Origin of the sequence: Kluyvera cryocrescens NBRC 102467 (assembly GCF_001571285.1) — a bacterium.
Taxonomy (GTDB): Bacteria; Pseudomonadota; Gammaproteobacteria; order Enterobacterales; family Enterobacteriaceae; genus Kluyvera; species Kluyvera cryocrescens.
Genome location: NZ_BCTM01000019.1, coordinates 75419 through 100712, shown reverse-complemented (window position 1 = coordinate 100712; position 25294 = coordinate 75419). Strand labels below are relative to the sequence as shown.

Annotated in this window: 25 protein-coding genes; 1 reads left to right on the top strand and 24 read right to left on the bottom strand. The window is 53.4% G+C overall.

The features are described from left to right. Positions 1-118: 118 nt before the first annotated feature. From lipA to leuS, 15 genes are all read right to left on the bottom strand, one after another. Positions 119-1084 carry a lipoyl synthase gene (lipA, locus tag KCR01S_RS14945; protein WP_061283474.1) on the bottom strand — a complete coding sequence of 322 codons (966 nt, stop codon included), beginning with the start codon at positions 1082-1084 and terminating at the stop codon, positions 119-121. 201 nt (positions 1085-1285) lie between these two features. Then, on the bottom strand, positions 1286-2242 hold the full coding sequence (locus KCR01S_RS14940; protein ID WP_061283473.1) for a YbeF family transcriptional regulator: 957 nt from the start codon (positions 2240-2242) through the stop codon (positions 1286-1288). Positions 2243-2548: 306 nt separating this feature from the next. Next, complete coding sequence (gene lipB, locus KCR01S_RS14935; RefSeq protein WP_061283472.1) at positions 2549-3190, bottom strand: lipoyl(octanoyl) transferase LipB; 642 nt, start codon at positions 3188-3190, stop codon at positions 2549-2551. A 99-nt stretch (positions 3191-3289) separates the two neighbouring features. Then, on the bottom strand, positions 3290-3553 hold the full coding sequence (gene ybeD / locus KCR01S_RS14930; RefSeq protein WP_035894333.1) for a DUF493 family protein YbeD: 264 nt from the start codon (positions 3551-3553) through the stop codon (positions 3290-3292). A 105-nt stretch (positions 3554-3658) separates the two neighbouring features. After that, positions 3659-4858, bottom strand: coding sequence for a D-alanyl-D-alanine carboxypeptidase DacA (gene dacA / locus KCR01S_RS14925; RefSeq protein ID WP_061283471.1), 1200 nt, complete (start codon positions 4856-4858; stop codon positions 3659-3661). Positions 4859-4996: 138 nt separating this feature from the next. After that, entirely contained in the window at positions 4997-6106 is a 1110-nt protein-coding gene (gene rlpA, locus KCR01S_RS14920; RefSeq protein WP_061283470.1) for an endolytic peptidoglycan transglycosylase RlpA, read from the bottom strand. Between the two features lie 10 nt (positions 6107-6116). Continuing rightward, positions 6117-7229, bottom strand: coding sequence for a peptidoglycan glycosyltransferase MrdB (mrdB, locus tag KCR01S_RS14915; protein ID WP_061283469.1), 1113 nt, complete (start codon positions 7227-7229; stop codon positions 6117-6119). A 2-nt stretch (positions 7230-7231) separates the two neighbouring features. After that, a complete protein-coding gene (mrdA, locus tag KCR01S_RS14910; protein ID WP_061283468.1) occupies positions 7232-9133 on the bottom strand; it encodes a peptidoglycan DD-transpeptidase MrdA in 1902 nt (633 codons plus the stop codon). Positions 9134-9160: 27 nt separating this feature from the next. Next, positions 9161-9628 (bottom strand): 23S rRNA (pseudouridine(1915)-N(3))-methyltransferase RlmH, encoded by a 468-nt coding sequence (gene rlmH, locus KCR01S_RS14905; protein ID WP_061283467.1) that lies wholly within the window; start codon positions 9626-9628, stop codon positions 9161-9163. A 3-nt stretch (positions 9629-9631) separates the two neighbouring features. Then, on the bottom strand, positions 9632-9949 hold the full coding sequence (gene rsfS / locus KCR01S_RS14900; protein ID WP_061283466.1) for a ribosome silencing factor: 318 nt from the start codon (positions 9947-9949) through the stop codon (positions 9632-9634). Positions 9950-10208: 259 nt separating this feature from the next. Next, positions 10209-10820, bottom strand: a complete 612-nt coding sequence (locus KCR01S_RS14895; RefSeq protein ID WP_061283465.1) for an adenosylcobalamin/alpha-ribazole phosphatase — start codon at positions 10818-10820, stop codon at positions 10209-10211. Positions 10821-10844: 24 nt separating this feature from the next. Beyond that, on the bottom strand, positions 10845-11504 hold the full coding sequence (gene nadD / locus KCR01S_RS14890) for a nicotinate-nucleotide adenylyltransferase (protein ID WP_061283464.1): 660 nt from the start codon (positions 11502-11504) through the stop codon (positions 10845-10847). After that, positions 11497-12528: a DNA polymerase III subunit delta gene (gene holA, locus KCR01S_RS14885; protein ID WP_061283463.1), complete on the bottom strand. Its 1032-nt coding sequence runs from the start codon at positions 12526-12528 to the stop codon at positions 11497-11499. Before holA ends, nadD begins: the two co-directional genes overlap by 8 nt. Further along, entirely contained in the window at positions 12528-13100 is a 573-nt protein-coding gene (gene lptE, locus KCR01S_RS14880; RefSeq protein WP_061283462.1) for an LPS assembly lipoprotein LptE, read from the bottom strand. Before lptE ends, holA begins: the two co-directional genes overlap by 1 nt. 14 nt (positions 13101-13114) lie before the next feature. After that, positions 13115-15697: a leucine--tRNA ligase gene (gene leuS / locus KCR01S_RS14875; RefSeq protein WP_156478768.1), complete on the bottom strand. Its 2583-nt coding sequence runs from the start codon at positions 15695-15697 to the stop codon at positions 13115-13117. Positions 15698-15922: 225 nt separating this feature from the next. Here leuS and KCR01S_RS14870 point away from each other — a divergent pair, with 225 nt between their 5' ends. Next, positions 15923-16405 carry a zinc ribbon-containing protein gene (locus KCR01S_RS14870; RefSeq protein WP_061283460.1) on the top strand — a complete coding sequence of 161 codons (483 nt, stop codon included), beginning with the start codon at positions 15923-15925 and terminating at the stop codon, positions 16403-16405. Between the two features lie 58 nt (positions 16406-16463). Here the strand turns inward: KCR01S_RS14870 and rihA are convergent, their stop codons facing one another. The 9 genes from rihA to KCR01S_RS14825 form a co-directional block, all read right to left on the bottom strand. Continuing rightward, positions 16464-17399 (bottom strand): pyrimidine-specific ribonucleoside hydrolase RihA, encoded by a 936-nt coding sequence (gene rihA, locus KCR01S_RS14865; protein ID WP_061283459.1) that lies wholly within the window; start codon positions 17397-17399, stop codon positions 16464-16466. A gap of 118 nt (positions 17400-17517) precedes the next feature. Beyond that, positions 17518-18243, bottom strand: coding sequence for an amino acid ABC transporter ATP-binding protein (locus KCR01S_RS14860; RefSeq protein ID WP_061283458.1), 726 nt, complete (start codon positions 18241-18243; stop codon positions 17518-17520). Next, positions 18243-18917, bottom strand: a complete 675-nt coding sequence (gltK, locus tag KCR01S_RS14855) for a glutamate/aspartate ABC transporter permease GltK (RefSeq protein ID WP_061283457.1) — start codon at positions 18915-18917, stop codon at positions 18243-18245. Before gltK ends, KCR01S_RS14860 begins: the two co-directional genes overlap by 1 nt. Continuing rightward, entirely contained in the window at positions 18917-19657 is a 741-nt protein-coding gene (locus KCR01S_RS14850; RefSeq protein ID WP_052284813.1) for an amino acid ABC transporter permease, read from the bottom strand. Before KCR01S_RS14850 ends, gltK begins: the two co-directional genes overlap by 1 nt. A 166-nt stretch (positions 19658-19823) precedes the next feature. Then, positions 19824-20747 (bottom strand): amino acid ABC transporter substrate-binding protein, encoded by a 924-nt coding sequence (locus KCR01S_RS14845; RefSeq protein WP_061283456.1) that lies wholly within the window; start codon positions 20745-20747, stop codon positions 19824-19826. 399 nt (positions 20748-21146) lie between these two features. After that, on the bottom strand, positions 21147-22685 hold the full coding sequence (lnt, locus tag KCR01S_RS14840) for an apolipoprotein N-acyltransferase (protein ID WP_061283455.1): 1539 nt from the start codon (positions 22683-22685) through the stop codon (positions 21147-21149). A 5-nt stretch (positions 22686-22690) separates the two neighbouring features. Next, positions 22691-23569, bottom strand: coding sequence for a CNNM family magnesium/cobalt transport protein CorC (corC, locus tag KCR01S_RS14835; RefSeq protein WP_052284875.1), 879 nt, complete (start codon positions 23567-23569; stop codon positions 22691-22693). A gap of 98 nt (positions 23570-23667) precedes the next feature. Continuing rightward, positions 23668-24135, bottom strand: coding sequence for an rRNA maturation RNase YbeY (ybeY, locus tag KCR01S_RS14830; protein WP_061283454.1), 468 nt, complete (start codon positions 24133-24135; stop codon positions 23668-23670). Beyond that, positions 24132-25178: a PhoH family protein gene (locus tag KCR01S_RS14825; RefSeq protein ID WP_061283453.1), complete on the bottom strand. Its 1047-nt coding sequence runs from the start codon at positions 25176-25178 to the stop codon at positions 24132-24134. The genes ybeY and KCR01S_RS14825 overlap by 4 nt, the downstream gene beginning before the upstream one ends. Positions 25179-25294: the final 116 nt, after the last annotated feature.

The following is a 25294-nucleotide window of genomic DNA, read 5'->3' as shown; positions in this document are numbered from 1 at the left end:
GCCCTTTTTCATGAGTAGCTCATTGCAAATGATGTTTCATTGCAACAATTTGTGTCGCTGGCAGTGATAAAAAAAGCCGCTATCCAAAGAGAGCGGCTTTTTGTCTTACTGACGAATCTTACTTCACTTCCATGCCTTTGGCCTGGAGATCCGCATGGTAAGACGAGCGAACGAATGGGCCGCAGGCTGCATGGGTAAAGCCCATTGCCATCGCTTCCTCTTTCATCTCTTCAAATTCGTCCGGGCTCACGTAGCGCTGTACCGGCAGGTGATGGCGGCTTGGCTGCAGATACTGCCCCAGCGTCAGCATGGTCACGCCATGACGGCGCAGATCGCGCATCACTTCGATGATTTCAGCGTTCGTTTCACCCAGTCCGACCATCAAACCGGATTTTGTCGGGATGTCAGGATGCGCTTCTTTAAAGCGCTCAAGCAGCTTCAGTGACCAGTTATAGTCAGCGCCCGGGCGGACGTTACGGTAGATGCGCGGCACGTTTTCCAGGTTGTGGTTGAACACATCTGGCGGAGTCGCCGTCAGGATCTCCAGCGCGCGATCCATACGACCACGGAAGTCTGGTACCAGCGTTTCAATTTTAATGCTTGGGCTCTTTTCGCGAATTGCGCTAATGCAATCAGCAAAATGCTGGGCACCGCCGTCGCGCAGATCGTCACGATCCACCGAGGTGATAACCACATAGCGCAGTGCCATGTCGGCAATCGTCTGCGCCAGCTTTTGCGGCTCGTTGGCATCCGGAGCAACCGGGCGACCGTGGGCAACATCGCAGAATGGGCAACGACGCGTGCAGATTGCGCCGAGGATCATAAAGGTCGCGGTGCCGTGGTTAAAGCATTCTGCCAGGTTTGGACAGGAGGCCTCTTCACAGACCGAGTGCAGACCGTTTTTACGCATGGCTGCTTTAATACCCTGAATACGGGAAGAGTCTGCAGGAAGTTTAATTTTCATCCATTCCGGTTTTCGCAGCAGCGCTTCGCGCTCTGTAACGACGTTTTTCACCGGGATAAGGGCCATTTTATCGGCATCACGGTATTTAACACCGCGTTCCATCACAATGGGTTTACTCATAGCATGCGTCTTCCAGTTCCGAGTATCGAGGGAAAGCTTTTCAATTCAAGGGATTGTTGTATTTATCAACTATTTTTGAATTAATGACAGGCAGTATACCATTGAAATGGGGCATAAAGCAGCCTAACTGGCCGGCAAATTGTAAAATAGTTGTTGAATAATGCTTTTTTGCCGGCGGTGGGGAGACGGACGACGGGAGTCTTAGAATGCTTCGTGAATCACGTTGATAATGTTTTGCATTACCGGGTCACGCAGACTGAGTTTGTTGTAATGCAATGAAAAATCGATCTGTTCTTGTTGCAGTGGGGCGAACTCAAGCGCCTGCAGCGGCCAGCACTGCTTGAAGATATGGTAAAAGCGTAGCGGCATAATGCCGATCAGATCGCTTGATGCGATCAGTGACGCAATAGTGAATAGATTGTAACTGCTGACGCTAACCTGACGGTCAGGCAGCATGTCGCGAATGCGTTTATACAGATCGTTTTGCCCGGCACCGTCCATCGTCAGGAGCGTGTGTTCGTACTGCATGAGCGTATCGACCGAAGGCTCTGCGCTGTGGGCCGGGTGATCGTCGCGACAAACCAGTACCAGTTTATCGCTAAACAGTGCATGACGACCCAGAGTGCGAGGATTGTTGTGTTCATGGTTATCGATAATCAAATCTGTCTGGAACTGGCTTAGCTGGGTGTTGGCATCGGTGACGGCAACATTACGCAACAGCACCTGCGGATACGTTTTCTTAACCACCTGATAAATGACCGGCATGACTATCGCACCGACTGAAGCCGCCGTGCCTATGGTGATCACTCGCTGTTTGTCGTAGCTGCCGTTGAGATCTAAGGCGCCGAGAATCGATTCCAGCCCCTGGCTAATATATTCATGGAGATGCGTTGCGTAGGCCGTTGGCGTTACACCCTGACCTTTACGGATGAACAGTGGATCGGGAAACAGAAGCCGGAGTTTTTGGATCGATTGGCTGATAGCCGAGGGGGTGAGGTTCAGAATCTTCGCGGCATTGACGATACCTTTATGCACATAAACAGCTTCAAATATGGTCAATAAATTAAGATCTATATTACGCAGGGTCCGGAAGATTTGTGGCGTATCATTATCGACATTCAAGTTTATTTTATTTTCGGGCTTATCGTTATAATCCACACTACGCACTCCATATTCATTCATATCATGAATGATAGTTGATGATTTCATTATCATTATTATTCTGACGAGAGGTAATTCGCAAGGTTAAAAGCACAATTTTTCGTGGATAGTCAATGCATTAACTGCACTAATGTATTCATGCGATATATGTAATTAATGGCTTTTTTTCATGAAAATGAGATCCAAGTACAAATTTAGTGTAGATGTGTACAGAAAAAGCACAAATTTTTGTTTTTTTTATAATTGGCTGTGATGGGATTAGCGATGCGGCCCGCTAAATAACGGGCCATAATGTATAATATATTATTCGTAAATATATTTATGCGGGGGATTGTTTAGCAGCGCTAAAAATTGGTCTACCAAAATTGTGGATATATTCTCTGGTTTAGCCTCTGCCACCCATTGCGATACCTGGGCCATCTCCATACCGGCGTAACCACAAGGGTTTATGCGCAGGAACGGCGATAAGTCCATGGCGATGTTGAGCGCCAGCCCATGGAAAGAGCAACCTCGGCGAATGCGCAGACCCAGCGAACAGATTTTCTTTTCCCCTACGTACACTCCTGGCGCATCGGCACGGGGATGCGCATCGATACCGACTTCTGCCAGCGTATTGACCACGGTTTGCTCCAGCAGCGTCACGAGCTCACGTACACCCAGCTTACGGCGTTTAAGATTGAGCAGCACGTACATCACCTGCTGACCGGGACCGTGGTAGGTGACCTGACCTCCACGATCGCTTTGAATGACCGGAATATCACCGGGAACCAGCACGTGTTCGGCCTTACCCGCTTGTCCCTGGGTAAAGACCGGCTGATGTTCAACCAGCCAGATTTCATCCAGCGTGTCGTCATCACGATGATCGGTAAAATCGTGCATAGCCTGCGAAATGGGTTCGTAGGGTTGCAAACCAAGTTGACGGATGAGAAGGGTATTTAAGTCCAAAACAGCGTCTCCGCGGGGAGGGGAAATAATGGACGCAGAGTATATCACAGCGAGAGGAGAGGAAGCGTTACCCGACTGTGCCGGGTAACGATGATGATATTACAGCACCATACGGACGATTTCGATATTGCCCAGCTCTTCGTACAGCGTCTCGACTTGCTCAATGTGGGTAGCATTGATGGTAATAGACACCGAGTGGTAATTGCCCTTGCTGCTTGGCTTTATCTGTGGAGAGTAGTCACCTGGCGCATGGCGCTGTACCACTTCAACCACCAGGTCAACCAGCTCAGGTTTCGCCAGACCCATCACTTTGTAAGTAAATGGTGTAGGGAATTCAAGCAGTTCGTTCAGTTTGGTTTTCATGTCAGCTCCAGAGTTAAAAAAGAACAACTCCCGCTTCTGGGCGGGAGTTGTTTTTGCTATGCATATTATATGGGGATGGAAATCACACTTTCAAGTGAGTGATTTTTAACCAAACCAGTGATGGAACATTAATTTAATGTAATCAATGATATTGCCGAAGAAGTTGCCTTCTGGAATTTCCTGCAGCACCACCAGAGGACGCTGGTCGATGACTTTACCGTCCAGTTGGAAGTTAATGGTACCCACCACCTGGTTTTTCTGCAGCGGAGCGTGCAGTTCGCTGTTGGTCAGCACGTAGCTGGCTTTCAGGTCTTTCATGCGGCCGCGTGGAATGGTCAGGTAAACGTCTTTATCTACGCCCAGGGAAGCTCGATCGGTGTTGCCAAACCAGGCCGGTTCTGACGCAAACTCTTTGCCAGCTTTAATCGGGTTCACGGTTTCAAAGAAACGGAAGCCCCAGGTCAGCAATTTTTTACTTTCGGTTTCGCGGCCTTTATAGGTGCGACCGCCCATCACGGCGGAAACAAGGCGCATCTGGCCTTCGGTCGCCGAAGCCACCAGGTTGTAGCCAGCTTTATCGGTATGGCCGGTTTTAATACCGTCAACGTTCAGGCTGTTGTCCCACAGCAGACCGTTACGGTTCATCTGGCGAATACCGTTAAAGGTAAATTCTTTTTCTTTATAGATGGTGTACTCATTCGGTACGTCGCGGATAAGCGCCTGACCGATAAGCGCCATATCGCGCGCGGAGCTGTACTGTCCATCAGCGTCCAGGCCATGAACGGTCTGGAAGTGGGTGTTTTTCAGGCCCAATTGGGCGACGTAGTTGTTCATCAGGCCCACGAAGGAATCCTGGCTGCCGGCAACGTAATCGGCCATCGCCACGCAAGCATCGTTGCCCGACTGCAGGTTAATCCCGCGGATCAACTGCGATACCGGCACCTGCATACCCGGTTTCAGGAACATCAGTGAAGAGCCTTTGAACACCGGGTTACCGGTCGCCCAGGCATCGTTACCAATGGTAACCAGATCGGACTCTTTGAATTTACCCGCTTTCATTGCCTGGCCGATGACATAGCTGGTCATCATCTTGGTCAGACTTGCAGGATCGCGGCGAGAGTCCGCGTTAAGCTCTGCCAGCACTTTGCCAGAGTTGTAATCAATAAGGATGTAGGACTCCGCGTCAATCTGCGGAACGCCTGGAATCATGGTTTTGATATTCAGGTCATCGGCGTGAGCAGCGGAAGCCAGGGCAGCGACTGAAAGCGCCGGAATGAGTAAGCGTGCGAGAAAAGAGGTCTTCATGGTCAGAACAACGACGTCCGTGATGGAGTTAAAAAAGTGCCTTACTATAACAAATGCCCTTCCGACAGGCATCCGACATCGCATATGACTTTGTTAATGACTTTTACATTTGCGAAAAATCGGACGCCTCTGAGCGTTTTAGTTGGCGTGAGTAATAAACGATTGCAGCTGCGCTTCGCTCTGCAAACGTTGTTGGATGGTGCTGGCCTCACCTTTGCTGGCAAATGGGCCAAGCTGAATACGCCAGACCGCGCCGTTTTGCGTCACGCGCCCCGGTACTGAAAATTGCTGGCTTAAGCGCTGCTGATATTGCTGAGCACGCGCCTGATCGCTGACGGCGCCAACCTGTACCACGTAATCGCCTGTGGCGGCCGCAGCGGTTGCTGCTGGTGCGGCTACGACCGCAGCAGGTGCGGTCGTAGCCGGTGCGGTGACGGGAGCGGCAGTTTGCACTGGTGTCGCCGCCGGTGCACTTTCTTCAAGTACGCCGCTATTCAGCGGCGTTGGCGCCCCGAGGAAACCGCTGCTTTTTACCGGTGCGCCGTCACCGGCGTTGGTGGCCGTCAACGTATCATTGCTGATAGCCCGCACATCCCCTTGCGGCGCAGAGGCCTGCGGGGCGGAAGAGACGCTGCCCATGCCGCCGCTCAGATCCGGGCGGCTCGGCAGTGCGTAGGTCTGCTTGGCCACCGTTGTACAGGCCATGCCGGGACCGGAAAGCGAACCATCCTGGGCAACGATGATAGGATCGATGCGGACTTTGGTGTTGTTCGAGTTATTGAGCCGATCGGCCGCGGCGCGCGAAAGCGAAATCACGCGATCGTTGCCGTAAGGGCCACGATCGTTGATGCGAACGACGATCATACGACCGTTGGCAAGGTTAGTAATACGCGCATAGCTCGGAATCGGCAGCGTTGGGTGCGCGGCGGTAAGCTGATTCGGGTCGAAAGCTTCACCGCTGGCCGTCAGATTACTGCCCGGCTCGGCGTCGTAAATTGCGGCAAAACCTGCCTGGCTGAATTTGGATGGATCCTGCACGATGCTGTATTTCTTGCCGTCGCGCTCATAGTCCTGATTAGCGGTCGCATTCAGGGGTTCAAAGCGTGGATCGGCCCCGCTGATTTCTACTACCGGGCCATTACATACCGCAGGTTGTGGTGCGGAAACGGTTTGTTGCTGAACATCATTACTCGAACAAGCCGCCAGCAGCCCTGCCGCTATGCAGATCCCAAGCCATTGCTTACGCATTGAGCACCCCTTAGACGCTTTTTGACAACATTTTTCTGTGGGTATGGATCGACATCACGATACCGAACCCGGCCATCAGTACGATCAGGGCAGACCCCCCGTAGCTGACCAGCGGCAGCGGAACGCCGACCACCGGCAAGATGCCACTTACCATACCAATATTTACGAAGACATAAACGAATAAAATCAGCATCAAACCGCCGGCCATCACGCGGCCAAAGGTGGTTTGTGCCTGGGCGGCTATCCACAGTCCGCGCATAATCAGCAGCACGTAGAGCGCCAGCAGGATCAGAATGCCGATAAGCCCCAGTTCTTCAGCCAATACTGCAAAGATAAAGTCGGTGTGGCGTTCGGGTAAAAATTCCAGCTGCGACTGCGTTCCGTGCAGCCAGCCTTTTCCGCGCAGGCCGCCCGAACCGATGGCGATTTTAGACTGAATAATGTGATAGCCCGCGCCGAGCGGATCGGATTCCGGGTCGAGCAGCATCATCACGCGCTGGCGCTGATAATCGTGCATCAGGAAGAACCACAGGATCGGAATAAAGGCGGCAACTAGCAGCACGGCCACCAGAATCAAACGCCAGCTCAGCCCCGCCAGGAACAGCACGAACAGGCCGGAAAGGGCGACGAGAATCGAGGTACCGAGGTCAGGCTGCGCGGCGACAAGTAAGGTCGGCATGAAGATCAGCACCAGCGCGATGCCGGTATTCTTCAACGACGGCGGACAAACATCGCGGTTGATAAAGCGCGCCACCATGAGCGGGACGGCAATCTTCGCAATCTCTGACGGCTGAAAACGGACGATACCGAGGTCGAGCCAGCGCTGTGCGCCTTTCGAAATGGCGCCGAAGGCGTCAACCGCAACCAGCAAAATAATGCAGATGATATACAGCCACGGCGCCCAGCCTTCGTACACGCGCGGCGGGATCTGCGCCATGACCACCATAATCACCAGGCCCATTGCGATCTGGCCGATTTTACGCTCCATCATCCCCATATCCTGGCCGCTGGCGCTCCAGATAACCAGCGCGCTATAAGTCAGCAGTGCCAGCAGGATCAGCAGCATGGCGGGGTCGATATGGATTTTGTTCCAGAACGATCGTTTGTTCGGATTATCCGTCATAATTATTGGTCCTCCGACGCGGTGGCCGCTGGGTTTTCTGTCGGCAGTTCGGTGTTATTGTCGCCCAGCATGATGTGGTCAAGGATCTGACGCATGATGGTACCGACCGCCGGGCCTGCGCCGCCGTTCTCTAAAATAATCGCTACCGCAACCTGCGGATCGTTATACGGTGCAAAAGCGGTCATCAGCTTATGGTCACGCAAACGCTCGGCAATACGGTGGGCGTTATAGGTTTCATTGGCCTTCAGGCCAAAGACCTGCGCAGTACCGGACTTAGCCGCGATTTTATACGGTGCGCTGGCAAAGTATTTGTGCGCAGTGCCGTTGCCGCGGTTAGCCACGCCGAACATCCCGTCTTTGGCAATTTCCCAATAGCCGGAGTGGATATCACCAATCGGCGGTTCCTGCGGCTGGACCCACGGCACTTTCTTACCTTCTTCCACGGTACTGGCCAGAAGGTGAGGGGTTTTAATCACCCCGTCGTTAATCAGGATCATCAGCGCTTTGCTCATCTGAATCGGCGTTGCCGTCCAGTAGCCCTGGCCGATACCGACCGGAATGGTGTCACCCTGATACCACGGCTTTTTAAAGCGTTTTAGCTTCCATTCACGGGTTGGCATATTACCGGAGCGCTCTTCCGACAGGTCAATGCCGGTGTAGTCGCCGTAGCCAAATTTGCTCATCCATTCGGATAGACGGTCAATACCCATGTCATAGGCGACCTGGTAGAAGAAGGTATCCGCAGATTCTTCCAGCGCCTTAGTGACGTTCAGGTGGCCGTGGCCCCATTTTTTCCAGTCGCGATAGCGTTTATCGGAACCGGGCAACTGCCACCAGCCGGGGTCAAACAGGCTGGTGTTGCGGTTGATAACGCCAGCACTCATTGCAGAAACGGCAACGTAAGGTTTCACCGTTGATGCCGGAGGGTAGACCCCTTGCGTGGCGCGGTTAACCAACGGAGTGTTCGGATCGTTCAAAAGACCGCTGTAGTCTTTGCTGGAGATGCCGTCGACGAACAGGTTCGGGTCGTAGCTTGGCATGGAAACCAGCGCCAGAATGCTACCGTTACGCGGATCGGTGACCACTACTGCCGCACGACTGCCCGCCAACAGCGTTTCAACATACTGCTGCAGCTTCAGATCGAGAGTCAGATAGATGTCATGCCCAGCCTGCGGTGGCACCTCTTTTAACTGACGAATGACGCGCCCACGGTTGTTTACTTCGACCTCTTCATAACCGGTCTGCCCGTGCAGCATGTCTTCGTAATAGCGCTCGATACCGAGCTTACCAATATCATGCGTCGCCGCGTAGTTGGCCAGTTTGCCGTCTTTATCCAGCCTGTCGACGTCTTTATCGTTAATTTTTGAAACATAGCCGATGACGTGGGTGAGGGCGGAACCATACGGGTAGAAACGGCGCTTGTAGCCTTTTACTTCCACGCCCGGGAAGCGGTACTGGTTGACGGCAAAGCGAGCCACCTGGACTTCCGTCAGGTTGGTTTTCAGTGGGATAGAGGTAAAGCGATGCGAGCGTGCGCGCTCTTTTTTAAAGGCGGCAATATCGTCGTCGGTCAGATCAACGACGTCGCGCAGGCCATCGATGGTCTGCTGCACGCTGTCGACTTTCTCCGGCATGATCTCAAGCTGATAGATCGTGCGGTTAAGCGCCAGCGGAGTGCCGTTACGATCGTAAATGATGCCGCGGCTGGGGGCGATTGGCACCAGCTTAATGCGGTTTTCGTTTGAACGCGTTTGGTAGTCAGTAAAACGAACGATCTGCAAATTGTAGAGGTTGGCAATCAGCACGCCGGTCAGCAGCAAAATTCCCAAAAAAGCGACCACCGCCCGGCGCACAAAGAGCGCGGACTCTGCCGTATAGTCGCGAAAAGAATTCTGTAGTTTCATTCGCTGCTTAATCTACCCTGGTCATCATTACTCGCGGTGGTAAGGGTGGTTGGTGGTGATACTCCACGCCCGATAAAGGCTTTCGGCAACCAGCACGCGCACCAGCGGGTGGGGAAGCGTCAACGTAGAGAGTGACCAACTTTGTTCTGCTGCGGCTTTGCATGCTGGAGAAAGACCTTCAGGGCCGCCAATCAGCAGGCTGACATCACGCCCATCCTGCTTCCAGCGTTCCAGCTCGCGAGCAAGCTGCGGCGTATCCCAGGGCTTACCAGGGATATCCAGCGTGACAATGCGATTTTTTCCAGCGGCGGCGAGCATCATTTCGCCTTCTTTATCCAGAATACGTTTGATGTCCGCATTCTTGCCGCGCTTACCGGCGGGAATTTCCACCAGCTCGAACGGCATGTCTTTCGGAAAACGACGAAGGTATTCGGTAAAACCGGTTTGTACCCAATCCGGCATTTTGGTGCCGACGGCGACCAACTGCAGCTTCACAACTTAACTCCAGAGCTTTTCCAGTTCATACAGGCGACGGCTTTCTTCCTGCATCACGTGGACAATCACATCGCCTAAATCGACGACGATCCAGTCGGCAACGTTTTCGCCTTCAACGCCCATCGGCAGCAGACCGGCAGCGCGAGATTCCTGTACCACATGATCGGCAATAGACATGACGTGGCGGCTGGAGGTACCGGTGCAAATAACCATGCAATCGGTGATGCTGGATTTACCGTGAACATCGATGGTGACGATATCCTGACCTTTCAAATCATCAATTTTGTCGACAACAAAATCCTGGAGTTCTTTACCCTGCAAGTGTTCCCCCTGGGGTGTGAAGATAAACAATATAAAACAGCCCAACAGTATACCCGAACTGAAATTAATGTCGGGACAAAAAAACACCTATCAGCGTTCTGGCGGGCTATCATCCCATTCCTTTATGCCGATTGCATCGCCATTTTTGTAAAACAATTTCTGTCCACAAGTGTTGGAGGGGGATGTTTCAGGCTGCGGAGAATAACAGTCTATTTATGCGTGTCAATGGGTTGGCGGATCTCTGTAGCAGAAATACGTTTTATCCTTCGTTTGGCGTCCAGATAGCTCTGCTATTGAGCACTCGTAGCGTGACAAACTGGGGGCTAAAATCGATGACGCTCCAGGCACCGTGGTCGATGCGAAAATGCCACATGCTGGCAGTTGGCATTCCCAGCAGCAGGGCCGTAAGCAGGCTAAGGACACCCTGATGGCTGACAATAAGTAGATTCTCATCGTTATAATCGGCAAGCTCATCGGCAAAGGCCTGCACCCGCTGGGAGAAATCGGCAAAACTTTCGCCGTTAGTGGGGGCGGCGTGCTGCCAGTCAGCGCACCAGGCCTCGTAGTTGGCCTTATCTTCGACCTGCAGATCGCGGTGATGGCGCATTTCCCAGTCGCCGAAAAACATCTCATTGAGCAATGGATGGGCAGCGAGGGGGATTTGACGAGCGCCCCGAAGCAGGCGCGCGGTTTGTTGCGTTCGCTCCAGCTCACTGCACAGCACCCGATCAAACGGCACCTGGTTTAGCATTTCACCCAATCGACGAGCCTGCATTTGGCCTTTATCCGTGAGTGGCGTCGGGGCATGGCCGCTGTACAGCCCGGCAACATTGGCTTCTGTTTCGCCATGGCGCACTAACCAGAGTTTCATGATGCCTTCCCCTTCAATAAGCGGCTATGCGCTGTGGTGATAGAGACCTTGCTGCATAATGTAGCTCAGCACGGCTTCCGGCATCATCTCTTCGCAGGACTCATCGCGCTGTAGCCGTTCGCGGATAAGCGTTGCCGAAACATCAAACCACGGAGTTTCGGCGAGGTAGATTTTACCCGCTGGCTGGTTATGCAACTCTTCAATGTTGCTGGTGAGATGACGATCTAACCATTGCTGATGTTCTTCCTGCGCCATGGTGAGCGGATAACCAGGACGACGAGTGACCAGCAGATGGGCGTTATCGAGAATGGTTTCGTAACGGTGCCAGCTTGGGAAAGTGAGGAGGGAATCCTGGCCAATAATAAAGGCCAGCGGCTTGTCTGGCCCTTGCTCCTCGCGCCACTGCTGCAGTGTATCGGCCGTAAAAGAGGGCGTGTCGCGGCGTAATTCGCGCTCATCCAACACAAACAATGGCTTATCGGCGATAGCCAGTTCGACCATTAGCTTGCGCTGTTCGCTGGTCGCTTCCGGCTGCGGACGGTGTGGCGGCACGTTGTTGGGCATAATTATTACCCTGGAGAGGCCAATTTGATTGGCCAGAATCTCTACCGGCTTCAGGTGACCGTAATGGATGGGATCGAATGTCCCGCCGAAAAGCGCCTGTAATTTTGCCATATCATCCATCGATAAAAACGTCGGCTAGCGCTTTGTGACAAAGCAGCAGCGACAGACTTTCCAGTTCAGCCCAAACCGACTGACCGTAATCTTGTTTCAACGTTAGTTCAGCCTGACTCAGCAGAGTTACGGCCTGGCGGAGCTGCGAATGACTGAGGCGGTTCACGGCCTCGCCCACCATCGCCCGGCGATTTTGCCAGACGCGATGTTTGTCAAACAGCGACCGCAGCGGGGTTTGCGCGCTTTGCCGTTTTAACGTCACCAGTAGCAGCAGTTCTCGTTGCACTGTGCGCAGTAAAATAACCGGTTCACTGCCTTCGAGCCGCAGCTGCTGCAGAATATGCAGCGCACGTTTGCTTTTACCCGCCAACAGGGCATCAACCCAGTGGAATGGGGTAAAGTGTGCGGCATCATTCACCGCTTGCTCAACGCGGGGGAGCGTTAGCTTTCCATCGGGCCACAGCAGAGACAAACGCTCCAGCGCCTGCGCTAATGCCAGCAGATTTCCTTCATAGCAGTAGCACAGCAGTTGGCCGGCGGGTTCATCAATTTGGATATTGTGCTGTTTAGCGCGATTGGCCAGCCAGCGAGGCAGCTGTGCTTGCTCCGGCGTCTGACAGTTAATCTGTACCGCGCGCGTCGCCAGCGAGGTCAGCCAGGCGGCATTTTCCTGCGCCTTCGTCAGCTTGTTACCGCGAACAATCAGTAGCAGATCGTCATGCAGTAAGCTCACCAGCGTTGCCAGTTGTTCGTTAATTGCCGCGTTGGGGCCGTTTTCCGGCAATAACAGCAGCAGCGTCTGCCGACTGGCAAACAGGCTCATGGCCTGGCAAAGTGAAAATAGCGCCTGCCAGTCAGTGCTGGCATCGAGCGAAAAGGTGTGATGTTCGATAAAGCCTTCGCCAACGGCAGCATGCCGAATAGCGTCCTGGCTTTCCTGTAGAAATAAGGGGTCATTACCGAGCAGGAGATACGCCGCGCGCAGCCCTTCGGAGAGCTGCGCGCGGAGTTGTTCTGGGTACAACCGAATCATCAGTTACCCAGAGTCGTCGATACACGAGCGTTGGCGTTCGGCTGTACGGCCGGCGCTTTTTCGCTCTCTTTGACATCAGCGATGTGTACGCTTGGCAGCTTACGAATCAGCTGTTCAGCGGCTTTCTGGTACATTTCCTGAACAATCAGGCTTTGTTCGTTGTCTTTTGCCAGCGCCTGCTGTGGGTTGTCAAAGAACGAACGATACACTTTGGTGGAGATCGGGAAGATATCCTGGCCCGGGATCAGCACCGTGGCATGCGCAGTCATGACCATCTGGTATTCTGCAGTCTGACCATTCTGGAAGACGGAAGCCGTATCCTGAGAAAGACTGATAGCGCCCAGACGCAATGACGGAACATCCTGACGCAGCGTACTTTGGTCGAGCACGGTAATATCATTGCTCCGCAGCTGTTCGCGTACCGCACGGCTAAATGGTCCGTTTGGATCGCCAGACTGAAGGATCAAGGTTTTCATTTCGTCTGGTACCTGCGTGGTGCTACGCAGGTGCCAGCCGCATCCGGCGGTGACCAGCACCGCCACAGATAACAACAATGTTGTCAGAATTCGCACGCTTCCTCCCGCGCTTAGCCAACGACCAGGTTAAGCAGCTTGCCCGGTACGTAGATGACTTTACGTATGGTCACGCCCTCAAGGTATTTTGCCACCAGGTGTTCCTGGCCCGCACGTTCACGCACTTGTTCTTCCGTCGCATCCACCGCCACGGTGATTTTGCCGCGAACTTTACCGTTAACCTGTACAACGACCAGCGTGGTGTTTTCCACCATCGCTTTTTCGTCTGCAACCGGCCACGGCGCGTTGTCGATATCGCCTTCACCGCCCAGTTCCTGCCACAGGGTGAAGCACACGTGCGGAGTGAACGGGTTGAGCATACGCACAACCGCCAGCAGAGCTTCCTGGATCAGCGCACGATCCTGCTCGCCTTCCTGCGGTGCTTTCGCCAGTTTGTTCATCAGCTCCATCACGGCAGCGATAGCTGTGTTAAAGGTCTGACGACGACCGATATCATCGGTGACTTTAGCGATAGTTTTGTGAACATCGCGGCGCAGCGCCTGCTGGTCTTCGCTCAGGGCGTCGACGTTCAGTGCGGCAACCGGGCCACGTGCAGTGTGCTCGTAAACCAGTTTCCAGACGCGCTTCAGGAAGCGGTTCGCCCCTTCAACACCGGACTCCTGCCATTCCAGCGTCATATCGGCTGGAGAAGCGAACATCATGAACAGACGTACGGTATCCGCGCCGTAACGTTCAACCATGACCTGCGGGTCGATACCGTTGTTTTTCGACTTGGACATTTTGCTCATGCCGGTATACACCAGTTCATGACCTTCAGCGTCCTTCGCCTTCACAATACGGCCTTTCTCATCGCGCTCAACGATAGCATCAACCGGAGATACCCAGTTACGTTCGCCGTTTGCGCCAACATAGTAGAAGGCGTCAGCCAGTACCATGCCCTGACACAGCAGCTGTTTCGCGGGTTCATCAGAGTTAACCAGACCTGCGTCGCGCATCAGTTTGTGGAAGAAGCGGAAATACAGCAGGTGCATGATGGCGTGTTCAATACCGCCAATGTAGATATCAACCGGCAGCCAGTAGTTGGCGGCTTTAGAATCCAGCATGCCTTCCTGATACTGCGGGCAGGTGTAGCGCGCGTAGTACCATGAAGATTCCATGAAGGTATCGAAGGTGTCAGTTTCACGCAGTGCCGGCATACCGTTAACGGTTGTTTTTGCCCACTCCGGATCTGCTTTAATTGGGCTGGTGATGCCGTCCATGACCACGTCTTCCGGCAGAATAACCGGCAGTTGATCTTCTGGCGTTGGCAGCACGGTGCCGTCTTCCAGTGTGACCATCGGGATTGGTGCACCCCAGTAGCGCTGACGGGATACGCCCCAGTCACGCAGACGGTAGTTTACTTTACGCTCACCGACGCCCATTTCAGCCAGTTTGTCAGCGATGGCATTAAAGCCAGCTTCATAGCTCAGACCGTCGAATTCGCCGGAGTTAAACAGGGTGCCTTTTTCGGTCAGCGCCTGCTCGGACAGGTCAGGTTCAGAACCGTCAGCGGCCAGGATAACCGGCTTGATGTTCAGACCGTATTTGGTGGCAAATTCGTAGTCGCGCTGATCGTGACCTGGAACGGCCATGACTGCGCCTGTGCCATATTCCATCAGTACGAAGTTAGCCGCCCAAACAGGAATTGCTTCGCCGGTCAGCGGATGAATCGCTTTAAAGCCGGTATCGATGCCTTTTTTCTCCATGGTCGCCATATCGGCTTCGGCCACTTTAGTATTACGGCATTCATCGATAAAGGCCGCCAGCTCTGGGTTATTGGCAGCAGCCTGCTGTGCCAGCGGGTGACCCGCAGCAACGGCCAGGTAAGTACAACCCATAAAGGTGTCTGGACGAGTGGTGTAGACGGTCAGCTTGTCGGCGTAGTCGTTTACGTTGAAGGAGATTTCCACGCCTTCGGAACGGCCAATCCAGTTACGCTGCATCGTTTTCACGGTGTCAGGCCAGTGATCCAAATTATCCAGGTCACGCAGTAGTTCGTCTGCGTAAGCGGTGATTTTGATGAACCACTGTGGAATTTCTTTACGCTCTACTTTGGTATCGCAACGCCAGCAGCAGCCATCAATCACCTGCTCGTTGGCCAGCACGGTCTGATCGTTCGGGCACCAGTTCACCGCAGAGGTTTTCTTGTACACCAAGCCTTTTTTGTACAGCTCGGTGAAGAATTTCTGCTCCCAGCGATAGTATTCCGGGGTGCAGGTTGCCAGCTCACGGCTCCAGTCATAGCCAAAGCCCAGCATTTTGAGCTGGTTTTTCATGTATGCGATGTTGTCATACGTCCACGGCGCCGGCGCGGTGTTGTTTTTAACCGCAGCGCCCTCAGCCGGCAGGCCGAACGCATCCCAGCCGATTGGCTGCAGGACGTTTTTGCCCAGCATACGCTGGTAGCGGGCAATCACGTCGCCGATGGTGTAGTTACGAACGTGGCCCATGTGTAGTCGACCAGAAGGATAGGGAAGCATCGACAGGCAGTAATACTTCTCTTTGCTCTCGTCTTCAGTAACTTCAAATGTGCGCTTCTCATCCCAGTGAAGCTGGACTTTCGATTCTATCTCTTCCGGGCGGTATTGCTCTTGCATGGCAGCCAGTGATCCTGTTTTCAATGCAGCTACTAACGTAGCCAATAGATGTGGTATTTCAGATCCGCATAGCATAGCCCAAACGCTCTCGTCAAAACAGCCTTTCGCACATTACGCGGATGAAAAGCTGTCGACGCATTTTGTGAACTCTGTGGTGAAGCTGGCAAAGCGAAAAGGAAATAACGGCTACTATTAGAATAGGTTAACTGGCTGGGAGAGGAAACAATGAACAAGGTTGCTCAAATTTACCGTGAACTGGTCGCGACGCTGACCGAACGGCTGCGTAACGGAGAACGCGACATTGATGCGCTGGTGACTCAGGCGCGAGCAAAGGTCGCGCAAACCAGCGAGTTAACGCGCACTGAAGTTGATGAACTTATTCGCGCGGTACGTCGCGATTTAGAAGAGTTCGCCATGAGCTACGGCGAAAGTCAGGAAGATGAATCAGACAGCGTATTCCTGCGGGTCATCAAAGAGAGTATCTGGCAGGAGCTGGCGGATATTACCGACAAAACTCAGCTCGAGTGGCGCGAGGTGTTCCAGGATCTTAATCACCATGGCGTTTACCACAGCGGTGAGGTGGTAGGGCTAGGTAATCTGGTGTGCGAGAAATGCCATTATCATCTGGCGGTTTACACCCCTGACGTGCTCCCACGCTGCCCGAAGTGTGGGCATGACCAGTTCCAGAGACGACCATTCGAACCGTAATCGATTGTGCCGGGTAACGTTAACGCTATCCGGCACGGCTATCATTTGCGGGGAAGGCTCAGGCGTAAAACGCCAGTCTTTGCGCCAGTAAATCAACAAACCTCTGGCGATCGATATCTATCATCACCTCGGCGTTTGGTTTGTTTCCGGTCAGGAAATAGTTATCAACGACCGTCATTCCTTGCGTATATTTGCCTTGGGTTTCAACGCCCACCCAACGCTCCACGGTGGTAAACATTTCTGGCTCCAGCAGCCAGGCGATGGTGCATGGGTCGTGCAGCGGCGCGCCGACAAAGCCCCATTTTTCATCTTTATGGTACTCCATAAAGAAGTCGAGCAGTTCTGCCACGATAGTTGAGATAGGGTTACCAATCGCGCGGAAACGTTCGATATCGGCAGCGTGGATTTGCGCTTTATGGGTGACGTCCAGACCGGCCATCACCACCGGAATACCTGACTGGAAGACTATTTCAGCCGCTTCCGGGTCGACGTAGATATTGAACTCGGCGGCTGGCGTCCAGTTACCTAATGTCATCGCGCCACCCATGATAACGATGCGGGCGATTTTTGTGTGCAGCTCTGGATGCCCATTCAGCAGTAGCGCAACGTTGGTTTGCGGCCCGGTTGAAACGAGAGTGATCGGCTCAGCGCTGTCACGCAGCGTTTTGGCCATCAGCTCAACGGCGGTGCAGGGCTGCGCAGCAAACGACGGCTCTGGCAGGGCGGGGCCATCCAGGCCGCTTTCACCGTGAACGTTATCGGCAATTATCAACTCGCGCATCAGCGGTTTAACGGCTCCGCCGGCAACGGGAATATCCGGGCGTTTGAGCAAGGTGAGCATTCGCAGTACATTGCGCAGGGTTTTCTCCGGCGTTTGGTTGCCCGCAGAGGAGGTGATGGCTTTAACCTCCAGTTCTGGTGAGGCGAGAGCGAGTACGATAGCAATGGCGTCATCATGACCCGGATCGCAATCAAGAATAATTGGCTGTGCCATATCAGTTCCTTGTCAGCGTTGTTTTGTGGCAAGGGTAAGGCTTAGCAATGGAATGAACGAGAAAGGATACGTTAAAGCGTGATGAAGCGCGCACTCTGCTGAGTGCGCGCAGGAAAGATTAGTGCAGAATTTTGGCGAGGAAATCTTTGGCACGATCGGATTTCGGGTTGGCGAAGAAAGCCTCTTTTTCGGCATCTTCGACAATTTTACCTTCATCCATAAAGATCACCCGGTTTGCCACTTTACGGGCAAAGCCCATTTCGTGGGTTACCACCATCATCGTCATCCCTTCGTGGGCCAGTTCCACCATGACATCTAATACTTCGTTGATCATCTCGGGATCGAGTGCAGAAGTCGGTTCGTCGAACAGCATGGCGACCGGATCCATACACAGCGCACGGGCAATCGCCACACGCTGCTGCTGACCGCCAGAAAGCTGGGCCGGGAATTTATTGGCATGTGCAGACAGCCCTACGCGCTCAAGCAGCTTGAGCCCTTTATCGCGGGCGGCGGCTTTATCACGCTTGAGCACTTTAACCTGCGCCAGCGTCAGGTTTTCGATAATCGACAAATGTGGGAACAGTTCAAAATGCTGGAACACCATGCCGACGTGGGAACGCAGTTTAGCGAGATCCGTTTTCTTATCATTCACTTGGGTGCCGTTCACCAGAATTTCACCCTGCTGGACCGGTTCGAGGCCGTTCACGGTTTTAATCAGGGTTGATTTCCCGGAGCCAGATGGCCCACACACGACGACCACTTCACCTTTTTTCACTTCCGTTGAGCAGTCGGTCAGCACCTGAAAGTGGCCATACCATTTAGAAACATTTTTCAGGGTAATCATTATACGGTCCTTTTCTTCAAGTAGCTGACCAGCAGCGAGGCGCTAAGACTGATGACAAAATAGACAAAACCAGCAAACAGGATCATTTCCACCTGGGTACCATCACGTTCGCCAATCGTTGAGGCGGTACGGAAGAAGTCAGCCAGACTGAGGACGTACACCAGCGACGTATCCTGAAATAGTACGATGCCCTGGGTGAGCAGCAGCGGCACCATGGCGCGGAAAGCCTGCGGTAGAATGATAAGCTTCATCGATTGCCAGTGGGTCATCCCCAACGCCAGCGCAGCGCTAGACTGCCCGCGGGAGATACTCTGGATGCCGGCGCGGATAATCTCCGAGTAGTAAGCCGCCTCAAACATTGAAAACGCCACCATCGCTGAGATCAGGCGGATATCGCTTTTTGGCGACAGCCCCAGTACGTTTTGCAGAAAGCCCGGCACAATCAGATAAAACCACAGCAGTACCATTACCAAAGGCACTGAGCGGAAAACGTTGACGTAGGTTTTGGCAAACCAGGCAATGGGTTTAAACGCCGATAGACGCATCACCGCCAGAATTGTGCCCCAGACAATACCGATGATGATTGCCGTCACGGTAATTTTCAGCGTGATAACCAAACCTGCCAGCAGGTAGGGCATCGACGGAACGATAGAACTCCAGTCAAACTCGTACATTATTTACCCCCCAGATTGCCCGGCAGGCGAATTTTGCGTTCTACCAGCGCCATTACCAGCATAATCACGGCGTTAATCAAGACGTAGGCTAAGGTGATTGCCGTAAAGGATTCCCAGGCGTGCGCCGAGTAATCCAGCAGTTTGCCGGCCTGAGCGGCCATGTCGACCAGACCAATGGTTGAGGCGATGGCGGAGTTTTTCACCAGGTTCATCATCTCAGAGGTCATTGGCGGCACGATGACGCGGTAGGCATTTGGCAGCAGCACATAACGGTAGGCCTGTGGCAGGGTAAGGCCCATCGCCAGCGCAGCGTTTTTCTGTCCACGTGGCAGCGATTGAATCGCGGCGCGCACCTGCTCGCAGACGCGTGCGGCGGTGAACAGCCCCAGGCAGATCATTGAGGAGAGGAAGAACTGAATGTTCGGATCCAGCTCCGATTTAAACCACATGCCGAGATTTTCCGGCAGCAGTTCTGGCACCACCAGGTACCAGGTAAAGAACTGCACAATCAGCGGGACGTTACGGAATAACTCAACGTAGCAGGTACCAAGTGCCGCTAGAAAACGGTTGGGTACGGTGCGCAGGATGCCAAACAGCGAGCCAACGAGGAAGGCGATAATCCAGGCGGTAATAGAGAGCGCCACGGTGACCTGGAAACCGCTCCAGAGCCAGCCGAGATAGGTGGTGTTGCCGAATGGGGCCTGTTGTAAAAAGATACCCCAGTTCCAATCTATGGACATAAATGTACTCCAGAAAAAAAAGGGTAGCAGGACTCCTGCTACCCTCGAAGATTGTTGAACAGCGTTTTGCGGTATTCAGGCCAGGTGGGGAACGACCACCTGACTTATAGTCTGTCCGTGCTGAGCTACAATCGAGAGGGCAGATTATTCCACCCTGTTGTTTTAATTAGTTAAGTGCTTTGTCATTTGGCGTTTTGAACAGCGCTTTCATCTCTTCAGACAGCTCGAAGTTCATGTTCAGGTTTTTTGGTGGAATTGGGTTTTTGAACCACTTATCAAACCACTTCGCCGCTTCGCCGGAGGTCTGGGCCTGAGCAATGGTATCGTCCATCAGCTTTTTAAAGTCAGGGTCGTTTTTACGCAGCATACAGCCGTAGGCTTCCTGGGACTGTGGCTTGCCAACAATCTCCCAGTTGTCCGGTTTTTTCGCTTTCGCACGTTCACCCGCCAGCAGGGCATCATCCATCATAAAGGCAACCGCACGGCCGCTTTCCAGCGTACGGAAGGAGTCGCCGTGGTCTTTGGCGCTGATGATGCGCATATTCATTTTTTTCTCGTCATTAAGCTTATGCAGCAGAATTTCGGAGGTGGTACCGGAGGTGACAACGACTGCTTTATCTTTCAGATCGGCGAAATCTTTAATCGCGCCGCCTTTCTTCACTAACAGACGAGTACCCACCACGAAGATCGTGTCGGAGAAAGCGGCTTGTTTCTGGCGCTCAAGGTTGTTGGTTGTAGAACCACACTCAAAATCGAAGGTGCCGTTTTGCAGCAGCGGAATACGGTTCTGAGACGTGATAGGGATAAGCTTGACGTCCAGTTTCGGGTTATTCAGCTTTTTCTTGATAGCGTCAACGATGGCGTTGGAGTAGTCCTGAGAGTAACCGACCACTTTTTGCTGGTTGTCATAATAGGAAAACGGCACGGAAGATTCGCGGTGACCCACGACGATAACGCCGTTTTTCGCGATTTTATCCAGAGTCGATTGCTGCTGTGCGGCATCGGTTGCAGGTTTTGCGTCTTCTGCATGCGCCAGACCTGCGCTCACACCCAGAACCAGCATGGCGGCGGCCAATTTACGTAATTGCATTTCCAACTCCTTTATCCTCTGCATCGGCAATGATGCATTGATACCCATTGTGATTGTCGTGTTGTTATAGGCTGCACTTTTTGTCAGCAGCGTTATGTGTGTTTGTTAGCATTTAGTTTGGCTTAATGTAAAGATTTTGCTGCGTTATTGTTTATTTTTGCGAAGTGCGCCGCACCGCTTTGAGGCAAAAAACACCGTTTGCACGATTATGGTGCTACCGATGTGTTTTTGTGGTGCAACCGGGTTGCGCTAATAAGTCAGATGCAGCCTCTTGATTATATTAAGCAAGTGGCGTGCCAGAATGGCAAAATGGGCGAGGGGAAAACCAGCAGACTGCGGGGCTTACCCGGACGCATACGTCAATGAATGCGGCCGGGCAAGTCCCGTGATGTTAAGTGATTAACGGCGGCGTTGACGTAGGCTCATCACCAGCGCGCCAAAGCCGAACAGGGCAGTAATCAACCACAGCGTCCAGTCACCGGTACGTGCGTAAGGCGTTAAGCCGGTGGTTGGTGTCACCTTCGCCGTCAGCACCTGGCGGGTAAATTGCGGGATCATTGCCTGAATTTCGCCGCGCGGCCCAATCACGGCGGTGATGCCGTTATTGGTGCTACGCAGCAGCGGACGCGCTAATTCCAGCGCACGCATACGCGCCATCTGGAAATGCTGCCATGGACCGATAGACTTCCCAAACCATGCATCGTTAGAGATGGTCAGCAGGAAGTTCGTGTCCGGACGGAAGTTATCGCGTACCTGCTGGCCGAGGATAATCTCGTAGCAGATGGCTGCGGTTAGCTTAAGGTTATGCGCCTTGAGCTGCGGCTGAACGTAAGGCCCGCGGCTGAAAGATGACATGGGCAGGTCAAAGAATGGCGCTAATGGGCGCAGAATCGACTCCAGCGGTACAAATTCACCAAACGGTACCAGATGGTTTTTGTTGTAGCGATTCTGAGACTCATAGCTGTACGGGCTGTCTTTGCCCAGCGCAATGATGGTGTTGTAGGTATCGTAACGGTTCTGCTTGTTAAGACGGGAATCGACGATACCGGTAATCAGGGTACTGTTTTTGGCCCGCAGCAGATCGTCCATCATGCTAAGGAAGCGCTGCTGGTTGATTTCCAGGTCGGGAATCGCCGACTCGGGCCAGATGATGAGATCGGACTTGCCCATTACCTGTTCGGTGGCGTCAAGATAGACTTTAAGCGTATTGAGTAGCTGATTTTCATCCCACTTAAGCGCCTGCGGAATGTCGCCTTGCACCATGGAAACCTGGGTGGTTTTATCGGTCTGCAGGGTATACCACTGGATATAGCGCAGCGGGAAGGGGAGGGCAAACAGCACCACGGCAACCACCAATGGTCGCCAGTTACGGGTTACCAGCGCCAGCGCCAGCAGGCCACTTACGGCCATCAGTAGGAAGTTAATCGCGCCAACGCCCATGACCGGCGCCAGCCCTTGTAGCGGGCCATCAATCTGGCTGTAGCCAAACTGCAGCCAAGGGAAGCCGGTAAGCACCCAGCCGCGCAGAAACTCGGTGAGCTGCCAGACGACGGGAGCGGCAATCGCCACGCGCAGCCAGTTGGTTTTCGGCCACAGGCGCGACAAAATCCCCGCGAACAGACCGGTATACAGCGAAAGATAAGCAGCCAGCAGGACGACGAGGAAGACGTTGATCGGGCCCGGCATACCGCCAAACTGCGCGATACTGACGTAAACCCAGTTGATGCCGCTGCCGAATAGGCCAAAGCCCCAGGCGTAGCCAATCGCGGCGGCCTGAACCGGGCGACGGTTAAGCGTCAGCGCCTGCAAACCTAACAGCGAGACTATCGCCGCCGGCCAGATGTCATAAGGAGAAAAAGCCAGCGTACCGCTGGCTCCGAAAAGTAGCGCCAGCAGCAGACGAATGCGCTGGCGTTCAAGCAGTGAGGCAAATGCCATGGAGATTATTCATCCAGTTTCGGTTGTGGGGAATCGTCCGGGATTTTAACGTGAACCTGAATAATACGACGGCTATCCGCCATGGCTACCTTAAACTGGTAACCATCAATGTCGATGGTCTCACCGCGCGCGGGCAGATGACCAAAGGCCTGCATCACCAGTCCGCCAATGGTATCGACCTCTTCATCGCTGAAGTGGGTACTGAACGCTTCGTTGAAGTCTTCAATTGATGCCAGCGCGCGTACCGTCCAGGTATGACGGCTGAGCTGACGGAAGTCGATATCGTCCTCTTCGTCATACTCGTCTTCAATTTCCCCGACGATAAGTTCAAGAATATCTTCAATCGTCACCAGACCAGAAACGCCGCCAAATTCATCGATAACGATGGCCATATGGTAGCGCTGGGAGCGGAATTCCTTGAGCATTCGGTCAACCCGTTTGCTTTCCGGTACGACAACCGCGGTGCGTAACACTTTATCCATGCTGAAGGCTTCGGAATCGCTGCGCATAAACGGCAGCAGGTCTTTCGCCATCAGAATCCCTTCAATGTGATCTTTGTCCTCGCTGATAACCGGGAAACGTGAGTGGGCGGACTCAATGATGACATCGAGACATTCGTCCAGGGTCTGGTTGCGTTTCAGGGTGATCATTTGAGAGCGTGGGATCATAATATCGCGGACGCGCTGGTCGGCAATATCCATTACCCCTTCAAGCATATCGCGCGTATCTTCATCGATAAGCTCGTTCTGCCCGGAATCACGGATCAGCGCCAGGAGATCGTCACGGTTTTTCGGTTCACCGTGGAAAAGCTGGCTGAGTAAGAGGGAGAAGAATCCCTTTTTGCTGTTTACTGTGTCACTACTGTGTGAATTGTCGTCGCTCATGGCGTCGTTTGGGTTCTCATGTTGGGTTAACTGTCGCTCGTCGCGCGTAAATTCAGCGCCGGACGGCATGTAAAAGAATCGGGCCGCAGCCCGATGCTTTATTCTTTCTCGGAAATGTACGGATCCTCATAGCCCAGAGCAAGCATTATCTCTGTCTCGAGGCTTTCCATCTCTTCTGCTTCTTCATCTTCGATATGGTCATAGCCCAGCAAATGCAGGCTGCCGTGGACAACCATATGCGCCCAGTGGGCTTCCAGCGGCTTACCCTGCTCGGCGGCTTCTTGTTCAACCACCTGGCGGCAGATGATCAGATCGCCTAGCAGCGGCAGTTCGATACCCGGGGGGGCTTCGAACGGGAACGACAGCACGTTGGTGGGTTTATCCTTACCGCGGTAGGTGAGGTTCAGCTCGTGGCTTTCTGCCGTATCAACCAGGCGAATGGTGACTTCTGACTCTTCCTGGAACTGTGGAACCACGGCATCAAGCCATTTCTGGAACTGACTTTCTTCTGGCAGACCGGTGTTGTCTTCACAGGCCAACTGGAGATCGAGGATCACCTGACTCATTTCTGCTCCTGCACCTGAGCTTCGCGTTTACGTTCCGCGGCCTGCTCGGCTTTACGTTTTTGATCGGCTTCTTCCCACGCCTCGTAGGCGTTAACGATACGGGCAACTACCGGGTGGCGCACCACGTCTTCGCTGTGGAAGAAGTTAAAGCTAATTTCATCAACTTCAGCCAGCACTTCAATGGCGTGGCGGAGGCCGGACTTGGTGCTGCGCGGCAGGTCGATCTGGGTGATGTCACCGGTAATCACTGCTTTCGAGTTAAAGCCAATACGCGTCAGGAACATTTTCATCTGCTCGATGGTGGTGTTCTGACTCTCATCAAGAATGATAAACGCATCGTTCAGCGTACGACCACGCATGTAGGCCAGCGGAGCCACTTCAATGACGTTGCGTTCCATCAGCTTTTCTACTTTTTCAAAGCCAAGCATTTCGAACAGGGCGTCATACAGCGGGCGCAGATACGGGTCAACCTTCTGGCTGAGATCGCCTGGCAGGAAGCCAAGCTTTTCGCCGGCTTCAACCGCCGGACGTGTCAGCAGAATACGGCGAATCTCCTGGCGTTCCAGGGCATCGACCGCGGCGGCCACCGCAAGGTAAGTTTTACCGGTACCCGCAGGACCCACGCCGAAGGTGATGTCGTGGTCAAGAATATGCGCAATATACTGCGCCTGGTTTGGCGTACGCGGCTTGATAACACCACGCTTGGTTTTGATATTGATGGCCTTGCCGTATTCCGGCACGCTTTCCGCGCTCTGTTCCAGCACGCGCGCTTCTTTGATAGCCAGATGAATCTGCTCAGGCTCAATGTCCTGAATCTGGCCGCGCATTGGGGCGGTATCAACATACAGGCTGCGCAGAATATCGGCAGCGGCGGTCACGCAAATAGCGCGTCCCGTCAGTTTGAAATGGTTATCGCGGCGGTTGATTTCGATGCCCAGTCGTCGCTCCAGTTGTTTGATATTGTCATCAAACGGGCCACACAGGCTCAGCAGACGGGCATTGTCGACTGGCTCCAGGGTAATTTCGCGAGTGTCTATGTTCAAACTGTTCCTCTTATGCATGAGTTGCCGGAAGACAAACGGTTACCGGCTGATAAAGGAATTATTCACGCCGATGTAAAAAGGCGCAAGCATTGCAACAAATATGGGGATGTCAGGAG

Coding starts and splice junctions, on each gene's coding strand:
- lipA (WP_061283474.1), bottom strand. CDS start 1,084: ATGAGTAAACCCATTGTGATGGAACGCGGTGTTAAATACCGTGATGCC.
- ybeD (WP_035894333.1), bottom strand. CDS start 3,553: ATGAAAACCAAACTGAACGAACTGCTTGAATTCCCTACACCATTTACT.
- dacA (WP_061283471.1), bottom strand. CDS start 4,858: ATGAAGACCTCTTTTCTCGCACGCTTACTCATTCCGGCGCTTTCAGTC.
- rlpA (WP_061283470.1), bottom strand. CDS start 6,106: ATGCGTAAGCAATGGCTTGGGATCTGCATAGCGGCAGGGCTGCTGGCG.
- mrdB (WP_061283469.1), bottom strand. CDS start 7,229: ATGACGGATAATCCGAACAAACGATCGTTCTGGAACAAAATCCATATC.
- mrdA (WP_061283468.1), bottom strand. CDS start 9,133: ATGAAACTACAGAATTCTTTTCGCGACTATACGGCAGAGTCCGCGCTC.
- KCR01S_RS14895 (WP_061283465.1), bottom strand. CDS start 10,820: ATGAAACTCTGGTTAGTGCGCCATGGCGAAACAGAAGCCAATGTTGCC.
- nadD (WP_061283464.1), bottom strand. CDS start 11,504: ATGGATGATATGGCAAAATTACAGGCGCTTTTCGGCGGGACATTCGAT.
- holA (WP_061283463.1), bottom strand. CDS start 12,528: ATGATTCGGTTGTACCCAGAACAACTCCGCGCGCAGCTCTCCGAAGGG.
- leuS (WP_156478768.1), bottom strand. CDS start 15,697: ATGCAAGAGCAATACCGCCCGGAAGAGATAGAATCGAAAGTCCAGCTT.
- KCR01S_RS14870 (WP_061283460.1), top strand. CDS start 15,923: ATGAACAAGGTTGCTCAAATTTACCGTGAACTGGTCGCGACGCTGACC.
- rihA (WP_061283459.1), bottom strand. CDS start 17,399: ATGGCACAGCCAATTATTCTTGATTGCGATCCGGGTCATGATGACGCC.
- KCR01S_RS14860 (WP_061283458.1), bottom strand. CDS start 18,243: ATGATTACCCTGAAAAATGTTTCTAAATGGTATGGCCACTTTCAGGTG.
- gltK (WP_061283457.1), bottom strand. CDS start 18,917: ATGTACGAGTTTGACTGGAGTTCTATCGTTCCGTCGATGCCCTACCTG.
- KCR01S_RS14850 (WP_052284813.1), bottom strand. CDS start 19,657: ATGTCCATAGATTGGAACTGGGGTATCTTTTTACAACAGGCCCCATTC.
- KCR01S_RS14845 (WP_061283456.1), bottom strand. CDS start 20,747: ATGCAATTACGTAAATTGGCCGCCGCCATGCTGGTTCTGGGTGTGAGC.
- lnt (WP_061283455.1), bottom strand. CDS start 22,685: ATGGCATTTGCCTCACTGCTTGAACGCCAGCGCATTCGTCTGCTGCTG.
- corC (WP_052284875.1), bottom strand. CDS start 23,569: ATGAGCGACGACAATTCACACAGTAGTGACACAGTAAACAGCAAAAAG.
- ybeY (WP_061283454.1), bottom strand. CDS start 24,135: ATGAGTCAGGTGATCCTCGATCTCCAGTTGGCCTGTGAAGACAACACC.